Source organism: Hydrogenophaga sp., assembly GCF_018780385.1.
GTDB lineage: Bacteria > Pseudomonadota > Gammaproteobacteria > Burkholderiales > Burkholderiaceae_C > Hydrogenophaga.
In genome coordinates this window covers 479,269-495,913 of the sequence record NZ_JADMJO010000003.1, presented here as the reverse complement: position 1 = coordinate 495,913, position 16,645 = coordinate 479,269, and the positions used below count along the sequence as shown (strand labels likewise).

General features: G+C 67.3%; 13 protein-coding genes. 9 read left to right on the top strand and 4 right to left on the bottom strand.

From position 1 onward, the window contains the following. Positions 1-9 precede the first annotated feature (9 nt). From IV113_RS02880 to IV113_RS02865, 4 genes are all read left to right on the top strand, one after another. Positions 10-312, top strand: a complete 303-nt coding sequence (locus IV113_RS02880) for a DUF2818 family protein (RefSeq protein ID WP_291080617.1) — start codon at positions 10-12, stop codon at positions 310-312. A gap of 1 nt (position 313) precedes the next feature. After that, a complete protein-coding gene (locus tag IV113_RS02875) occupies positions 314-922 on the top strand; it encodes an NUDIX hydrolase (protein ID WP_291080615.1) in 609 nt (202 codons plus the stop codon). Then, on the top strand, positions 919-1,401 hold the full coding sequence (locus IV113_RS02870; protein WP_291080613.1) for a DUF1178 family protein: 483 nt from the start codon (positions 919-921) through the stop codon (positions 1,399-1,401). Before IV113_RS02875 ends, IV113_RS02870 begins: the two co-directional genes overlap by 4 nt. A gap of 206 nt (positions 1,402-1,607) precedes the next feature. Further along, positions 1,608-6,224, top strand: coding sequence for an NAD-glutamate dehydrogenase (locus tag IV113_RS02865; protein ID WP_291080611.1), 4,617 nt, complete (start codon positions 1,608-1,610; stop codon positions 6,222-6,224). Positions 6,225-6,232: 8 nt separating this feature from the next. Here the strand turns inward: IV113_RS02865 and IV113_RS02860 are convergent, their stop codons facing one another. Continuing rightward, the gene (locus tag IV113_RS02860) at positions 6,233-8,020 is read right to left on the bottom strand and encodes an ABC transporter transmembrane domain-containing protein (RefSeq protein ID WP_291080609.1); all 1,788 of its coding nucleotides are present in this window, start codon (positions 8,018-8,020) and stop codon (positions 6,233-6,235) included. A 197-nt stretch (positions 8,021-8,217) separates the two neighbouring features. Here IV113_RS02860 and IV113_RS02855 point away from each other — a divergent pair, with 197 nt between their 5' ends. From IV113_RS02855 to IV113_RS02845, 3 genes are all read left to right on the top strand, one after another. Continuing rightward, a complete protein-coding gene (locus IV113_RS02855) occupies positions 8,218-9,351 on the top strand; it encodes a YjgN family protein (protein ID WP_291080607.1) in 1,134 nt (377 codons plus the stop codon). Continuing rightward, positions 9,351-10,412: a M48 family metallopeptidase gene (locus tag IV113_RS02850; RefSeq protein ID WP_291080605.1), complete on the top strand. Its 1,062-nt coding sequence runs from the start codon at positions 9,351-9,353 to the stop codon at positions 10,410-10,412. The genes IV113_RS02855 and IV113_RS02850 overlap by 1 nt, the downstream gene beginning before the upstream one ends. Positions 10,413-10,515: 103 nt before the next feature. Next, the gene (locus IV113_RS02845) at positions 10,516-10,812 is read left to right on the top strand and encodes a hypothetical protein (protein ID WP_291080603.1); all 297 of its coding nucleotides are present in this window, start codon (positions 10,516-10,518) and stop codon (positions 10,810-10,812) included. Between the two features lie 16 nt (positions 10,813-10,828). On the opposite strand, the gene IV113_RS02840 is transcribed toward IV113_RS02845, so the two are convergent. Both IV113_RS02840 and IV113_RS02835 read right to left on the bottom strand, forming a co-directional pair. Further along, the gene (locus IV113_RS02840; protein WP_291080601.1) at positions 10,829-12,013 is read right to left on the bottom strand and encodes a carotenoid 1,2-hydratase; all 1,185 of its coding nucleotides are present in this window, start codon (positions 12,011-12,013) and stop codon (positions 10,829-10,831) included. A gap of 2 nt (positions 12,014-12,015) precedes the next feature. After that, on the bottom strand, positions 12,016-14,586 hold the full coding sequence (locus IV113_RS02835; protein WP_291080599.1) for an ABC transporter permease: 2,571 nt from the start codon (positions 14,584-14,586) through the stop codon (positions 12,016-12,018). Positions 14,587-14,745: 159 nt separating this feature from the next. Here IV113_RS02835 and IV113_RS02830 point away from each other — a divergent pair, with 159 nt between their 5' ends. Both IV113_RS02830 and IV113_RS02825 read left to right on the top strand, forming a co-directional pair. Further along, positions 14,746-15,639: a transglutaminase family protein gene (locus tag IV113_RS02830; RefSeq protein WP_291080597.1), complete on the top strand. Its 894-nt coding sequence runs from the start codon at positions 14,746-14,748 to the stop codon at positions 15,637-15,639. 66 nt (positions 15,640-15,705) lie between these two features. Further along, positions 15,706-15,876, top strand: coding sequence for a hypothetical protein (locus IV113_RS02825; protein WP_172823098.1), 171 nt, complete (start codon positions 15,706-15,708; stop codon positions 15,874-15,876). Positions 15,877-15,953: 77 nt separating this feature from the next. Here the strand turns inward: IV113_RS02825 and IV113_RS02820 are convergent, their stop codons facing one another. After that, the gene (locus IV113_RS02820) at positions 15,954-16,616 is read right to left on the bottom strand and encodes a methyltransferase domain-containing protein (RefSeq protein WP_291080593.1); all 663 of its coding nucleotides are present in this window, start codon (positions 16,614-16,616) and stop codon (positions 15,954-15,956) included. Positions 16,617-16,645 lie beyond the last annotated feature (29 nt).

Here is a 16,645-nt window from a genome sequence, read left to right as displayed (position 1 = left end):
CCCTTCCCCATGAACCACAGTTTTTCCGTCTGGCTGGTGTTGATCGCTGCGCTGGTGGCCGCCAACCTGCCCTTCATCAATGAGCGGTGGCTGGCGGTGATTCCGCGCAACCTGCCCAAGACCTTGTGGATGCGGTTGACCGAGATGGTGCTGCTGTATTTCCTCGTGGGAGCCCTCGGTCTTGTGCTGGAGCAGAGCGCCGGGCAGATTGCACCCCAGGGCTGGGAGTTCTATGCCACCACCGGTGCGCTGTTCATCACGCTCGCCTTCCCCGGCTTCGTGTACCGCTATCTCTATCGCCATCGGCACTGACATGGCCGACGATCTTCACCTGATCGAAACACCGCTGTCACGCACCGAGCTGTTGCGTGGCAACTTCCTGCACGTGGTGCGCGACACGGTGCGCCTTCCCGGCGGTGCCGAGGCCACGCGCGAGTACGTGCTGCATCCGGGTGCGGTCATGGTCATCGGATTGCTGGACGATGGGCAGGTGGTGCTGGAGCGTCAGTTCCGCCACCCCATGCAGGCTGTGATGATCGAATTTCCGGCCGGCAAGCTCGACGAAGGCGAAGACAGCCTGGCGTGTGCCCAGCGGGAATTGTTCGAGGAAACCGGTTACAGCGCGCGCGAGTGGGCGTTCGCCGGGCGGCTGGCGCCCACGGTGGCGTATTCCGACGAGACCATCGACATCTGGTTCGCACGCGGCCTCACGCTCGGGGAGCGGCAGCTCGACGACGGTGAGTTCCTCGACGTGTTCACCGCCACACCCGCCCAGCTGCGGGCCTGGTGTTTCAGCGGCGAGGTGATCGACTGCAAGACCCTGGTCGGCTCGATGTGGTTGCAGAACGTGCAGGCCGGCGAATGGACACTGGACTGGAAGCGAGACGCTGCAGCACCTTTGGCAGGACAATCCCTGCCATGAAGGTCCTCAACCTGCAATGTGCCCACCAGCACGACTTCGAAGGCTGGTTCGGTTCGGAAGACGATTTCGTGAGCCAGCTTGCCCGCGGGTTGCTCACGTGTCCGATGTGCGGCGACGCCCACATCCACAAGACGCTCTCGGCTCCGCGCCTGAACCTGCGCAGCGGGCGCAATGACACAGACGCCCCCGACTTCGCGGCGCCCGCCGGTGCGGTGGTGGCGATGAGCAACCACGCGATGCATCCCGAACTGGCCGCCTTGCAGGCCCGCGTTCTCAAGGCGCTGCGCGAGGTGGTGGCGCAGACCGAAGATGTGGGTGAGCGCTTCGCGGACGAGGCGCGCGCCATGCACAGCGGCGAGGCCGAACACCGCAACATTCGCGGCCAAGCCAGCCCTCAGGAGGCCCTGGCGATGCTGGAAGAGGGCATCGAGGTGATCGCTCTGCCGATGCTTCCGGCGGTCAAGGAAACCTTGCAGTAGCGCGATCCCCGGCGCCTGCAAAACCCCGTTTGGCGGGGTTTTTTTCATGCACGGTTGGGCGGCGGGAGCGCATCATGCGCTTTACGCATGAAGGCATGGCATGGGTCCATGCAATCCTTGTCTGGGGCTGTTGTGCGCGCTTTGGCACTCCTAGAATCGCGCACATCTCTCCCCCGCCAACCACTCTCCTTGACCGGATGCCGACCATGAACCCGAGCTTTCAGGACCTGTATTTCGCTGCCGCCGACCCCGAGGAAATGCGCAACCGCGACCCCGCCCTGCTCAAGACCATGGCCGCCGCGCACCAGGCCATGCTGAGCGCATCGGCGCCGGGTGAAGTCATCGTGCAGGTCCTGGACCTGCCCACGGATCCGACGCAGGACCGTGGCACACACGTGCTGCAGATCGTGCACCCCGACATGCCCTTTCTGGTGGACTCGGTCGGCATGGCCGTCAACCGGACGGGGCGCACCCTGCATTGGATCGTCCATCCCCTGGTGCGCGTCAAACGCGATGCTGCCGGCCATGTGGTCGAGATTCTTGGTGCCGCGCAACAAGGCGCAGGCGACGGGCAGGTCGTTTCGTGCATCCTGGTCGAGTGCGACCGGCTGGCCTCCGACCCCGAGGGCGAAATGCTGCGCCGCGTGATCGAGGACACCTTGCAGGACGTGCGCCTGGCCGTCCAGGACTGGCGCGCCATGCTCTCGCGCGTGCAGGTGCTCAACGCCAGCTTCACCGCGCTGGACGCGTCCGTCGCCGACGAAGCCAAGGCCTTCCTGACCTGGCTCGAACAAGGCCACTTCACCTTCCTGGCGGCCGAAGACTACGCACTCAAGGGCAAGGTGCTGGTGCCCGTGCCGGGCACCGCGCTGGGCCTGCTCAAGGCGCCGGGTACCCGGGTGCTGCCGGCCCAGCCCGCGGAACAGTTCGCGTCCAACCCCGACCTGGTGCTGTCCACCAAGGCCATGAGCCGCTCCACCGTGCACCGCCCGGCCTGGATGGACGCCATCAGCGTCAAACGGCTGGACGCCGCCGGCAAACTGGTGGGCGAAAGCCGGTTCCTCGGGCTGTACACGTCGGCAGCCTACGCCGCCTCGGTGGAACAGATCCCGGTGGTGCGCCAGCATGTGGCGCAGGTCATGGCCAATGCCGGTGTGGTCACGGGCAGCCATGCCCACAAGGCCTTGCAGGCGATCCTTGAGACCTACCCGCGCGACGAGATGCTGCAGATCGATGCCGCCACGCTGGAGCAGCATGCCATGGGCATCCTGCGGCTGCAGGAGCGCCAGCGCGTGCGCCTGTTCGTGCGCCGTGGCGCCTACGGCAGCCTGGCATCCCTGCTGGTGTATGTGCCGCGCGATGTCTACACCACCGAGCTGCGCGTGAAGCTCGGCGCCCTGTTCACCGAGGCGTTCGATGCGGCATCGATCGAGTTCACGCCCATGCTCACCGACAGCGCGCTCGCGCGCATCCACTACATCGTGCGCGCCAAGGACAAGCTGCCCGCGCAGGTGGACCTCGCCCAGCTCGAGGCCCGCGTGGCCCAGGCCTGCAAGCGCTGGGTCGACGGCGTGAACGCCGTGTTGCTGGGCCAGAACGGCCGCAGTGCCAGCGGCCTGGAGGCCCTGGTGGCGGCGTTCCCGACCGCCTACCGCGAGCACTTCGACGCCGACACCGCCGCCAGCGACGCGGCCGTGCTCAGCGGCCTGGGTGAGCAGCGGCCGCTTGCGCTCAAGCTCTACAACCGCCAGGGACAGGTGCGCTTCAAGACCTACGCCACGCAGAAGATCACCCTGTCGGACGCCATGCCGGTGATGGAGTCGATGGGCGCGCGGGTGCTCGACGAGCACCCCTACCACCTGGCCGCACCGGGCTACTGGATCCACGACTGGGGCCTGCAGTTTGCCCAGCCGCTGGATGTGGAGCGCCTCAAGTTCCGCTTCGAGGAACTGTTCCAGGCGGTCTGGCGCCAGGAGGTGGAAAGCGACGCGCTCAACCGCCTGGTGCTCTCTACGGAGCTCGATGCCCGCGCCATTGCCGTGCTGCGCGCCTACGTGCGCTACTTCAAACAGCTCGGCTTCGCCTTCAGCCAGAGCTACATCGAAGACACCCTCAACAAGAACCCCACCATCGCGCAGGGCCTGGCCGAGCTGTTCGCGATCCGCTTCGACCCGGCGAAAGCGGACCGCCGTGCGGAGCGCATTGAAGCCCAGGCGCAGGCCCTGGAAGCCCTGCTGGCCGACGTGGCCAGCCTGGAGGAAGACCGCGTGCTGCGCCAGTTCCTCAGCACCATCCAGGCCACGCTGCGCACCAATGCCTACCAGCGCGGACATGACTACATGAGCTTCAAGCTCAGCCCGCGCGACATCCCCAACGTGCCCGAACCCAAGCCCCTGTTCGAGATCTGGGTCTATTCGCCGCGCGTCGAAGGCCTGCACCTGCGCGGTGGCAAGGTCGCGCGCGGTGGCCTGCGCTGGTCCGATCGGCGCGAAGATTTCCGCACCGAGATCCTCGGCCTGGTGAAGGCGCAGATGGTGAAGAACACGGTGATCGTACCGGTGGGTTCCAAGGGCGGTTTCGTGCTGAAGAAGGCCCCGCCGGCGAGCGAGCGCGAAGCCTACCTGGCCGAAGGTGTGGCCTGCTACAAGACCTTCCTGTCAGGCCTGCTCGACATCACCGACAACCTGGTCAAGGGCGCGGTGGTGCCTCCGTCCGACGTGGTGCGCCACGACGAGGACGACCCCTACCTGGTGGTCGCCGCCGACAAGGGCACGGCCACCTTCAGCGACATCGCCAACAGCGTGAGCGCGGCTTACGGCTTCTGGCTGGGCGACGCGTTCGCCTCCGGCGGCTCGGTCGGCTACGACCACAAGAAGATGGGCATCACCGCGCGCGGCGCCTGGGAATCGGTCAAGCGCCATTTCCGCGGCCTGGGTGTGGACACGCAGACCCAGCCGTTCACCGTGGCAGGCATCGGCGACATGTCGGGCGACGTGTTCGGCAATGGCATGCTGCTGTCCACGCAGATCCGGCTGGTGCTGGCGTTCGACCACCGCCACATCTTCATCGACCCCAATCCCGATCTCGCTGCCAGCTACGCCGAGCGCGATCGGCTGTTCAAGCTGCCACGCTCCAGCTGGGACGACTACGACAAGGGCCTCATCAGCGAAGGCGGCGGCGTGTTCCCGCGCAGTGCCAAGTCCATCCCGTTGAGCGAGCAGGCGCGCGCCGTGATCGGCACCGAGGCCACCCAGATGGCGCCCAACGAACTGCTCAACGCCATCCTCAAGGCCCCGGTGGACTTGCTCTACAACGGTGGCATCGGCACCTATGTGAAGGCCAGCTACGAGAGCCACGCGCAGGTGGGCGACAAGGCGGGCGACGCCTTCCGCGTCAACGGCAACGAGCTGCGCTGCAAGGTGTTCGGCGAAGGCGGCAACCTCGGCTGCACGCAGAACGGCCGCATCGAGTTCGCCCAGGCCGGTGGCCTGATCTACACCGACGCGATCGACAACTCCGCCGGCGTGGACTGCTCCGACCACGAGGTCAACATCAAGATCCTGCTGGGTGCTGTGCAGGAAGCCGGCGGGCTCACGCTGGAGAGCCGCAACGACCTGCTCGCGAGCATGACCGACGAGGTCGGCCTGCTTGTGCTGCAGGACAACTACTACCAGACGCAGCAGATCGAACTGGCCGCCACCCGGCCGGTCTACCTGCTGGACGGACAGCAAAACCTGATGCGATGGCTGGAGCAGATCGGCCTGCTCAAACGCCCCATCGAATTCCTGCCCAGCGACGAAGAGCTGGGCAAACGCAAGCGCGAAGGCCGGGGACTCACCCGCCCCGAAAACGCCGTGCTGCTGGCCTACGCCAAGATGAACCTCTTCGACGAGCTGTGCGCCAGCAGCCTGCCCGACGATCCGTTCTACGCGCGTGTGCTCAAGATGTATTTCCCGGTGGTGCTGGGTGAACGCCATGGCGACTTCATCGAGCGGCATCCGCTCAAGCGCGAGATCATCGCGACCTTCATGACCAACACGGTCGCCAACCGCGTCGGCGCGACCTTCGTCAACTATCTGGCCAACGAAGCCTCGTGCACGGCGGCCGATGTGGTCAGCGCCTACACGCTGGCGCGCGAGGTGTTTGCGTTGGAGCCGATCTGGGACCAGATCGATGCGCTGGACAACAAGGTGACCACCGAGCTGCAGCTGAGCCTGCTCACCCAGCTGGCCACCATTGCGCAGCGCGCCAGCCGCTGGATGCTGCGCCACCGTGGCCAGGGCGACCTGCCCACGCTGATCGCCAAGTACCGCCCGGCGGCCCGCACGCTGCGCCAGCACGTCGAACAATGGCTGCCCGCCACGGCTCTGGAGCAGTGGAAAGCGGCCAGCGCCCGCCTGGTGGAGGCGGGCGTGGATGCGCAGCTCGCCGATGACCTCACCGTGCTCGACCACCTGTACCCGGTGCTCGATCTCGTCGACGTGGCGGCCAAGGCCGGCAGCACGCTGGAACAGGCCGCGCGCACCTACTACGCGATCGAGAACACGCTGGGTCTGGGCCACTGGCGCCAGCACATCGGCAAGCTGCCGACGGACTCGCTGTGGCAGACCCAGGCTCGAGCCAGCGCGCGCGACGACGTGTATTCCATCGCCGGGCAACTCGTGCTGTCGCTGCTGAGCAGCCAGCAGACGCTGGCCGAGTGGCAGGACCAGCATGCCAAGGCGATCGAACGCGTCAACGCCATGCACGAGAGCATCGCCAACCTGGCGCCGGATCTCGCCCCCGTGTCAGTGGCGCTGCGCGAACTGCGCCAGCTGGCCTAGCTCACCGGTCAAACCTGAAACTGCAAGGCCGCAAGGCCGGCGTACACGCCGCCATGGGTCACCAGCTCGGCATGCGTGCCTTGCTCCACCAGCTTGCCGTGGTCCAGCACCACGATCAGGTCGGCTTGCTGCACGGTGGCCAGCCGGTGGGCAATCACCAGGGTGGTGCGGTCTTTCATGGCCGACTCGAGCGCCGCCTGCACCATGCGTTCGCTCTGCGCGTCCAGCGCGCTGGTGGCTTCATCCAGCAGCAGCAGCGGCGGGTTCTTGAGCATGGCGCGCGCGATCGCGATGCGCTGGCGTTGACCGCCTGAGAGCCGCACACCGCGCTCGCCCAGGAAGGTGTTGTAGCCCTCGGGCAACTGGTCGATGAACTCGTCGGCAAACGCCGCGGCAGCTGCTGCGCGCACTTCGGCGTCACTCGCACCCGGCTTGCCGTAGCGGATGTTTTCCATCGCGCTGCTGGAGAAGATCACCGGGTCCTGGGGCACGATGCCCACGCGGTTGCGCAGGTCGTGCAGGCTCATCTGGTGGATCGGCACGCCGTCCAGCCGGATCGTGCCCAGCGCCGGGTCGTAGTAGCGCAGCAGCAGGCCGAAGACGGTCGTCTTGCCCGCGCCGCTCGGTCCCACCAGCGCCACCGTCTGGCCGGGTTCAATCGCCAGGTTGAAGCCCGTGAGGGCGGCCTGCGCGGGGCGCGAGGGGTAGTGGAAGGTGATGTCGTCGAACACCAGCGCACTGCCGCCTTGTGGGGACGCGGCCTTCAGCGGTTGCGCCGGTGACTGCACCGGCGAGGCGCTGGCCAGCAACTCCATCAGGCGTTCGCTCGCACCCGCGGCGCGCAACAAGTCACCGTACACCTCACCGAGCACGGCGACCGCACCGGCCAGGATGATGATGTAGAGCACCGTCTGCCCCAGGTGGCCGGGCGTGATCGTGCCGGCCAGCACGGCCTGCGTTCCCTGGTACAGACCCCACAGCAGCAGGCCGGCCGTGCTGATGATGATGAAGGCCACCAGCACCGAGCGTGCGCGTGTGCGCCGGATCGCGGTCTCGAAGGCGAACTGGGTGGACTCGTCGAAGCGCGCCGCCTCGCGGTCTTCGGCCGTGTAGCTCTGCACCACGGGAATCGCATTGAGCACCTCGGCCGCAATGGCGCTGGAGTCGGCCACGCGGTCCTGGCTGGCGCGCGAGAGTTTGCGCACGCGCCGCCCGAACCACATGCTCGGCAGCACCACCAGCACGATGATCAGCAGCACCTGCAGCATCACATAGGGGTTGGTCCACACCAGCATGATCAGTGCGCCGATGCCCATGACGGCATTGCGCAGGCCCATGGAGAGCGACGAGCCCACCACCGTCTGCACCAGCGTGGTGTCGGTGGTCAGGCGCGAGAGCACCTCACCGGTCTGCGTGGTCTCGAAGAACTGCGGGCTCTGCCGCAGCACATGGCTGTAGACCGCGTTGCGCAGGTCGGCGGTGACGCGTTCACCAAGCCAGCTCACGAGGTAGAAGCGCATCGCGGAAAAAATGCCGAGCGCCACCGCCACGCCGAACAGGGCGGCGAAGTGGCCGCGCAACGCGAGCGCCTGCTCGCCGCGCCCGGCCGGGGCCAGACCACTGTCGACAAGGAAGCGCAATGCCAGCGGAAACACCAGCGTGGCGGCTGCGGCGAGCACCAGAAACAGGATCGCCAGACCGATCTGCAAACGGTAAGGCCGCAGAAACGGCAGCAGGCCGCTGAGCGATGTGGGGGTGGTGGCTTTGGGACGGTCGGTGGGGGAGGGGGAGCTCATGCAGGGGAGTGTGCCGGGTTTTGAGCGCGCCCGTTTTGAACCGCAGTTCGCAGTGCTCACGCTCGGCAGCAGTAGGTCATTGGTACAAATTTTTGATGCTAGGATCGCGACCAAATTTTCAACAACCAGGAGGGATGGGGATGGCACAGCAACATGATTTTGAGGCGACGGAATTCTTGTCTGACACGCGTTCCCCCGTGAGCGAACCGACGCAGACGCTTGACATCCGCTTCACCGGTTCGGGCAGCGAGTACTTCCGCATCTGGATCGTCAACCTCCTGCTGACGCTGATCACCCTCACGCTCTATTGGCCGTTTGCCCGGGCCCGGCGCCTGGCCTATTTCCAGAACAACACCCTGGTGGGAAAAGACCCGCTGGGTTTTCATGGCGACCCCTGGAAGATGTTCCGCGGCTACCTGCTCATGCTGCTGTTCGGTGTCTCTTACTGGGTTGTGTCCAACTTCGCGCCGGCCTTGTCGTGGATTCCCCTGCTGGTGCTGGCGGGGCTGTGGCCCGCGTTGTGGCGCGCATCGCTGCAGTTTCGACTGCGCAACACCAGCTGGCGTGGCGTGCGCATGTCGTTCGAAGGCGACCTGAAGGGCGCCTATCTGTGCATGCTGCCCTTCTTCATTCCGGTGCTGGCGTTCGGGCTGGTGGTCGCACTGATCGTGCCTGACCTGCAGGCTTCCAAGGATGGCGCGGCAGGCGCCATGATCGCCTCGGCGATGAGCCTGCTGGTCATGGCGATGGTCGCGATGTCACCCTGGCTGATGGCGCGCGTCAAGCAGTACCAGCATGGTGGCTATGTGTTCGCACAGGAACATGCGCAACTGAAGGCCGGCGCCGGTGCTTTCTACGGTTTCTCGTTCCGGGTGGCTGGTGTGTCCCTGCTGTGCACGGCGGTGCTCGCTGGCGTGGGTGGCATCGTGGTCTTGATGCTCGGCAGCTCCACGGGCGCGACCATGGTTGTGCTGCCGCTCCTGCTGGCCCTGGGCTACCTGGTGTTCCCGCTGGTGCTCGTGCCGTACACCACGTCGCGCTTGCAAAACCTCCTGTGGTCCAACACCCGCAGCGCACGCATCCACTTTGACAGCCAGTTGAAATTCGCCCCCTTGATGAGTCTGACGGCGAAGAACTGGCTGTTGATTGCGCTCACGCTGGGTCTCTACTGGCCGTTTGCCAAAGTACACACCGCACGCCTGCGGCTGGAGGCCATGGAGATCGCGGTGAGGGGTGACGTGAACGCCTGGCTCGCGCAGGCACAAGGCGGCGACAAAGGCCTCCTGGGTGATGCGGCGGGCGACTTTTTCGGCATCGACATGGGCCTGTGATGAGCGAAGCGCCCCGGCTGCTCAGCATCTGGTTTGACGGCCACAGCCCGCGCGCGCAGGTCTGCGAGCTGTGCATCGAGGGTGATGAACTCGTGCTCACGCTGGTGGGCAGCGAGCGCCGCTACCCGGTGCGGCGGGTGCGCTGGGCCGAACGCCGTTCGCACGGCCAGCGCCAGAGTGAGTTGCCCGACGGCAGCCTGATCCAGCACGCCGACGCCGGTGAGTGGGACGCCTGGCGGCAGGCCAGCGGCCAGCGCGACGGTGCGGTGGTGGGCTGGATGCAGAGCTGGCGCGCCACGCTGGTGGCCATGGGCGCCACGGTGCTGTTTCTGGGTGCGGCCTGGACCTGGGGCGTGCCCTGGCTGAGCCAGATCCTGGCGCACCAGGTGCCACGGTCACTGGAGGCCCGCCTGGGCGAGCAAGGCATGCAGCAGCTGGACCGCGTGTTCCTGCAGCCCAGCGCGCTGCCCGCGCAGCAACAGGAAACGCTGCGCGCCCGATTCAAGTCGGTGGTGGAGCGCGCCCATCCGCAGGGCGATGCACCGGTCTGGCAGCTTTCGTTTCACCGGTCCAAGGCCCTGGGTGCCAACGCGTTTGCCCTGCCTGGTGGCTACATCGTGATCACGGACGATCTGGTGAAAATGCTGCTCGACCAGCCCGACGCCATCGTGGGTGTGCTGGCGCATGAACTCGGTCACGTGCACCACCGCCATGGGCTTGACCTGATGGTGCGCGCGAGTCTGGTCAGTGCGCTGGTGGGCGTGGTGCTGGGCGATGCCAGCGGCTTCCTGGCCACGGTGCCCGCCATGCTGGCCACGCAGGCCTATTCACGCGATGCCGAGCGCGAGGCCGATGCCTTCGCGGCACGACTGCTTGATGAAAGCGGTGTCTCTCCGTCGGTGATGGTCGCGTTCTTCGAGCGCATCCAGCGAGAGGAAGCCGGCCCGGACGACGATGGCCAGGGCAACGCCCGATTGCCGATCGCCATCTCCAGCCACCCCGACCACGGCGAGCGCATCCGCTTCTTCCGCGAATGGCAGGCCGATCCCACGCCCCCCTGAAAGCGCCCGTTGGTCTATGTCCGTCAACGTACCGACGCGCGTCCGGGGCTTGCTTAAGCTTTGTTCACACCACCCTTTCGGTGGATGAAACAAAGGAATCACCATGAACCATTCAAAACTGCTGTTGGCTGGCGCGCTGTCGCTCGCGCTCGCCGGTTGCATTTCGGCACCCATGGGCCCAGCGGGTCCCCCCGGAGCCACCGGTGCCACTGGTGCCACGGGCTACACCGGTGACACGGGTGCCACAGGTGGTGCTGGCGCAACGGGCGCCACTGGCAGCACGGGCTACACCGGTGCTACAGGCGCCACCGGCAGCACTGGCTACACGGGCGCCACGGGTGCCACTGGCAGCACCACGGTGCCCCAAGGCGGCACGGTCATCGTCGTTCCGCAACGATGATCCGCCGCGCAGCGGCTCACAACACCAGCCGTTGCGCGTACCCCGTCATCTCCAGATAGCCACGCCCCACGCGCAGGCCGTTGCTGTCAAACAGGTCCGACAGGCCCTCCCAGTACACCGTCCCGGTGCCCTGACGGCTGTCGAGTTCCTGTGGATCGATCACCGCTTTGACGGTATAGAAATCGGCCGGTGTGCGGATCAGCCATTCCACCGGGTACTTCGCCCGGGTGAGTGGGCTGGTCCAGAACCTCTGCGGTTTGAAGTCGACTTCGCCTGGCCGGAAGTGGTCAATGTCGGTAGGGCTTTGTGCGCTGCCCGCAGCCCGAAACGAACCACCCGCCCAGAGCTTGCTGCCGTCCGCGCGGCGCAGCTGAAACGCGGTCACGCTGTGGCCGTCAAACAGGTTCATGCCGATCCAGTCCCAGCCCACGGCCTCGGGGTGCAGCAGCGCTTCGCTCCATTCGTGGTCGAGCCAGGCGGTGCCCTGCACTTCAAACCGTTGTCTGCCGATGCCCAGCGTGCCTTGTACCGCCAGGTGCGGCTGAGACACGTAGAAGCTCGCTTGTGAGGCGTCTGGACCCTTGCGAGAAAACCCTTCGTCGCCCTGCAGCAACCAGGCCTGCAGCGGCTGCGCGGTGAGGTCGATGCTCAGCGCGCCGCCGTCGATGCGCGTGTTGTAGCGGCCGTCCGGTGTGCGCTCGATGTGCCAGTCGCGCAGCACCACGCGGGTGTCGGCCTCGCTGGCGAACACGCCGCGCTCGGCGTGGATGGGCGGCTCGCCGTTCCAGCGTGCGATGCGCTGGTCGTGCAGCAGCTTGCCGCCCTGCACGTCGGTGATGGCGGCGTGAGCGAACAGCAGGTGTCTGGCCGCCAGGCGGCTGGGCAGGCTTTGTGTGCCGTCGACGCGGCTGCGGAAGAACGTGACCTGGAAACCGAACTCGCGACCCTTCTCGTCCTTGGCGTGGCCCGTCAGGTACCACCACTCGGTGCGGGTGTCGTTGTGCGTGCCGTGGTCGCGCGGGAACACGAGCGGGCGCGGTTGGAGTGCGTCGCCCGGGCGGTGCGGTGTCTGTGCATGGGAAGCGGGGAAGGCGAGGGCGCCAGCGGTTGCAAGCAGCAAGCTGCGTCGTGTGAGGGCTTCGACAGGCTCAGCCCGAACGGAGGTGGGCACAGCTTGAACGGGTGGGTTTGCTTTTGTCATGTTCACCAGTCCTCCTTCACCGCGCGCACCGCGTCGCGGCTCGCCGCCGCCTGCCCGGCCAGCCACGCGGTGAGCGTGCCCGCCACCACCACGGCCGCGCACAGCGCGAGCAGCCGCGCCCAGGGCAGCACCAGGTCCATGGTCCAGTGAAAGCTCTGCGGGTTCACCACGTGCACCAGCACCAGGCTCACCGCCAGGCCCAGCGCCAGGCCGGCGAGGGCGCCGAGCAGCGTCCAGGCCAGGCCTTCGAGCGCGACCACGCCCAGGATCTGCTGGCGCGTGAGGCCCAGGTGCGCCAGCAGGCCGAACTCGCGCCGTCGCGCCAGCACCTGCGCACTGAAGCTCGCTGCCACGCCGAACAGGCCGATGCCGATGGCCACCGCCTGCAGCCACACGGTGACGGCAAAGCTTCGATCAAAGATGCGCAGCGACACCGCGCGGATCTGGCCCGACGAAGCGAATTCGATCAGGCCGCCCGCGCCCTCGCTGGAGGCCAGGGCGCGGACGCGCTCGCGCACCGCGTTCTCGTCCGCGCCTGCGGTCAAGTGCAACGCGAGGTCGTTCACGCGCGCATCCCCCGTGAGTCGCACGAAGTCGTCGCGGTCCATCGCCACGCTGCCGTGCTGGCGCGCGTAGTCGCGCCACACGCCCGCCACGAAGAAGCGAACCCCGCGCACCTTCGACCCTGCAAAAGCCTGCGCCAGACCCGGCAGCCAGCCGCCAGGTTGCGCGCCGTAGAGGTCCACCATGGCTTCACTCACATACACGGTGATGACGCTTTCTCCCTCGGCCGCCGGCGGGGCGGGCAGCGGATTCCCCACCAGCGGCAAGCTCAACGCCGAGCCGGGCACCATGTTGAGCGGGCGCGAGAGCAGCACCACGGCCGGGCGCACCGGGTCCAGCTGCACCGGCGTGGCGCGCAGCGTGTCCATGCGCTCCACGCCGTCCACGCGTGCCACCGCGGCCACAAAATTCGACGGCAGATGGGCCGTGTCGTTGCCGGTGCTCCCGCTGCTGCGCACATACAGCTGGGCGGGCAGCACCGCGTCGAGCCACTGCGTGACCGAGTCGCGGAAGCTCGCCACCATCACCGTGAGCGCCACCGACAAGGCCAGGCTGGCCACCACCCCGCTGGTGGCCACGGCGGCGGTCTCGCGCAGGCGGCGCGCGCGCTCCACCGCCAGCACCGGCAGCGCGTGCCTGGCGATGTGCGGTGCGATGCGGTCGAGCAGCCAACCGACGGCCAGCGGCAGCGCCGCAATGCCGCCCACCAGCAGCAACCCCACCGAGAGATAGGCGGCCAGTGGAATGCCCCCCACCGGAGGCGCCCAGGCCAGGGCCGCCGCGAGCACCACCAGCGCCAAGGCCAACGTGTGCCGGCGCGCGCCCGGGCGCACCGGCGCACCCAGGCCTTTCAAGGCCAGCGCAGGCGCCATGCGGGCTGTGGCTCGCGCCGGCCACCAGCCACCCACCACCGAGGCCACCACACCCAGGCCACCGTACACGAGGGCGGCCCAGGCGTTCCATTGCAGGGGCGGCGTCACGCCGGAGAAATAACCACCGCCCAGATCACCACCGAGGAGTCTCAGGGCGAGCGCCGCCAGCGCCGTGCCCAGAACAACGCCGAGGGCACTGCCCAGCAGGCCCAGCAGCGCCGACTCGGCCAGCACCAGGCGCAGGCGCTCGTTGCCCGAGAGCCCCAGCACGCCGAGCAAAGCGAACTGCGGCTGGCGCCGCGCCACCGAGAGCGACAGCACCGAGAACACGAGGAAGGCACCGGTGAACAACGCCACCAGCGCCAGCACGGTGAGATTGACCCGGTAGGCGCGCGACAGGTTGTCTACCCGCTCGCCCGACTGCTCGGGTCGCTGAGCGATCACCGAGGCGGGCAGGGCGAGCGAGGCCAGCACCGCGTCGGCTTGCGCACCGGGTGCCAGCCGCATGTCGATTCTGCTGAGCTGTCCCGCGCGGTCCATCAAGACCTGAGCGGCCGCCACGTCCATCACCAACAGCGGTGCGCCCGGTGCGTTCACCCGCCCGGCCACACGCACGCTGCGCAGGGAAAGGCCGCTTTGCAACTGCAGCGTGTGGGCGCTGCCCAGCGCTTGCTGCGCGGCGGCGTTGAGAAACACCGCATCGGGTGCGAACAGATCGAAGCGCCGTCCTGCGGTGTCTTGTGGGGTGGTCTCGGGCACCGGCATGAGCGCGGGCGAGAGGCCCGCCACCACCAGCGCGTCCACGCCCAGCAGCTTGACGGCCACGCGTTCGCCACCGGGCAGCACGGCCTGGGTGGGCAGCTCCAGCACCGGGCTGGCCAGCGCTACCTCGGGATGGGCGGCCACCTGGTCCAGCAGGGTGTCGGGCAGCAGACCCTGGCGGGCGCGCAGCTCCACGTCGGGTTGACCGTTGATCGAACTCACCGCGCTGGAGAACTCCGCGAGTGCCGAGGCGTTGATGAGGTGCACCGCGAACGCCAGTGCCACGCCCAGCATCACCGCCACCACGGCCGTGGCGTTGCGCCAGGGGTGGTGGCGCAACTCTTGCAAGGAGAACGTGGAGAGCAGCGCGCGCATGGCGTTCAAGCTTACGCGGAAGCCCTTGCCCGGCAGCGAGGCGGGGCAAGGTGTTATGGCGCACAGACGCCACCGGTTCGGGCGCGTAGCATCAAGCGACGTTTTTTTCACCGTCCCACAGGCCTCAGGCCCGTCCACTCTTTTCTTCACGGTGATTCCATGGTTCGCATCCACCTCGCCATCGACCTGCAATACGAGGTCAACCAGCCCAGCGGCGATTTCATCTTCAACGTGCAGGCCGCGCATTCGCCGCAGCAGACCGTGGTCTGGGAAGAGCTGCAAGTCAGTCAGCCCGTGCCCATGGTCATGCACACCGATCCCGCGACCCGCACGCGCATCCTGCGCCTGACCGCGAGCCCCGGCCCGCTGCAACTGCGCTACCGCGCCACGCTGGACATCGTGCACCACGTGGCCCAGCCCGACAGCGTGTTCGAAACGCCCATCAGCCAACTGCCGGCCGAGGTGCTGACCTACATCTACCCCAGCCGCTACTGCCAGTCGGACTGCGTCACCGCCATGGCCAACGACCTGTTTGGCCAGATGCCGCCGGGATACCGCCGCGTGGAAGCGATCCGGGACTGGGTGCAGAGCCAGGTGAAGTTCGAGTCGAACACCAGCAACTCCATGACCTCGGCGCTGGACACGCTCAACGACCACAAAGGGGTGTGCAGAGACTTTGCCCACCTCATGATCACCTTCTGCCGCGCGCTCAACATCCCGGCGCGCTTCACCACCGCGATCGACTTTGGAGCCGACCCGGCCCTGGGTCCGACGGACTTTCACGCCTATGTGGAGGCCTACCTCGGCCACCGCTGGTACCTGTTCGATCCCTCGGGCACCGCCATCCCCATGGGTTTCGTGCGCATCGGTACCGGGCGCGACGCGGCCGACGCGTCATTTGCCACCATCTTCGGCCCGGTCACGGCCCACGCCCCACGCATCGACATTTCGGCACAGACCCACCCCGGCCATGGCTGGCAGATGCCGGTGCGCCGCCCCGAGGCCTTGTCCACCGACTCCGCCTTCACCTGGAACGCGGTCGACGCCACCTGACGCCTGCGGAGCCTTGTGGCCTAATAGCGCATTCCGTCACTTTTGCAACTTTCTCAGGATCCAGTCATGGGCAACAAAATCGTCACCGAAGCCGACCGCAAAGCCACCCCCCGCCCCACGCCCGTCGCAGGCGTGTCCCTGACCTCCCCTGGCCGTGGTCAGCGCGTGAGCCTGGAGCGTGGCGTGGCAACCCGCAGCAAGAAAAACCCCGGCAAGCGCTCCAAGAAGGGCGGCTGATCGGGCCGGCCCAGGCGGCCGACCTCGCTGAAATGCAAAAAGCCCGCACTGCGGGCTTTTTGCATTTCGGCGCCGCTTCAGCGCACGAAGCTCAGGAACCGTCCCTTGTAGGCCGTGCCGTCCTCCAGCTGCCGATCAGCCGCCTGCATGGTCATCTCGAAGCCCAGCATGCCCATGTCGCGACCAAAGGCGGCGCGGTTGCCCCGGTCGGGGTCGACGATCACGATCTGCGCGCCCACGGCCGCGTGACGGTGGATGAAGGCGGCCAGCTGCGCCGGCTGCTGGCGCTCGTACAGCAGGTCGCTGCCCACGATCAGGTCGAACAGACCCAATGCCGGGTTGTCGGTGGCCGCCACGCTCTCCCAGTTGCCTGCCTGGTAGGGCAGGGGTCCCAGGCTGTTGAGGGCGAGGTTGTGCTGGAGGAATTCTTCGGTCAGCGGGTGCCAGTCGCTCACGGTCACGTTGGCACCGCGCCGGTGCATCACCAGGCTGGCCAGTGCCAGGCCCGCACCGATCTCCAGCACGCGCAGTCCCGCCAGGGGTTGCGTGAGCATGGCGAGCGCGAGCACGCGCGAAGAAGGCCACACCTGACCGAAGTGCGACCAGCCGGCCGAGGGCAGGCCGATGTCGGCGGCGGCGTGGTGGGTGTCGCTGTACTGCTGGTCGTCGACGAGCCGACGGATGTGCCAGTCTTCGCCGCCGAGGCGAAGCGTCTCGGTTCGGACCTGGTAGCCTGGCATGGGAGGCTTTCGTTGGGATTGTGGGGCAC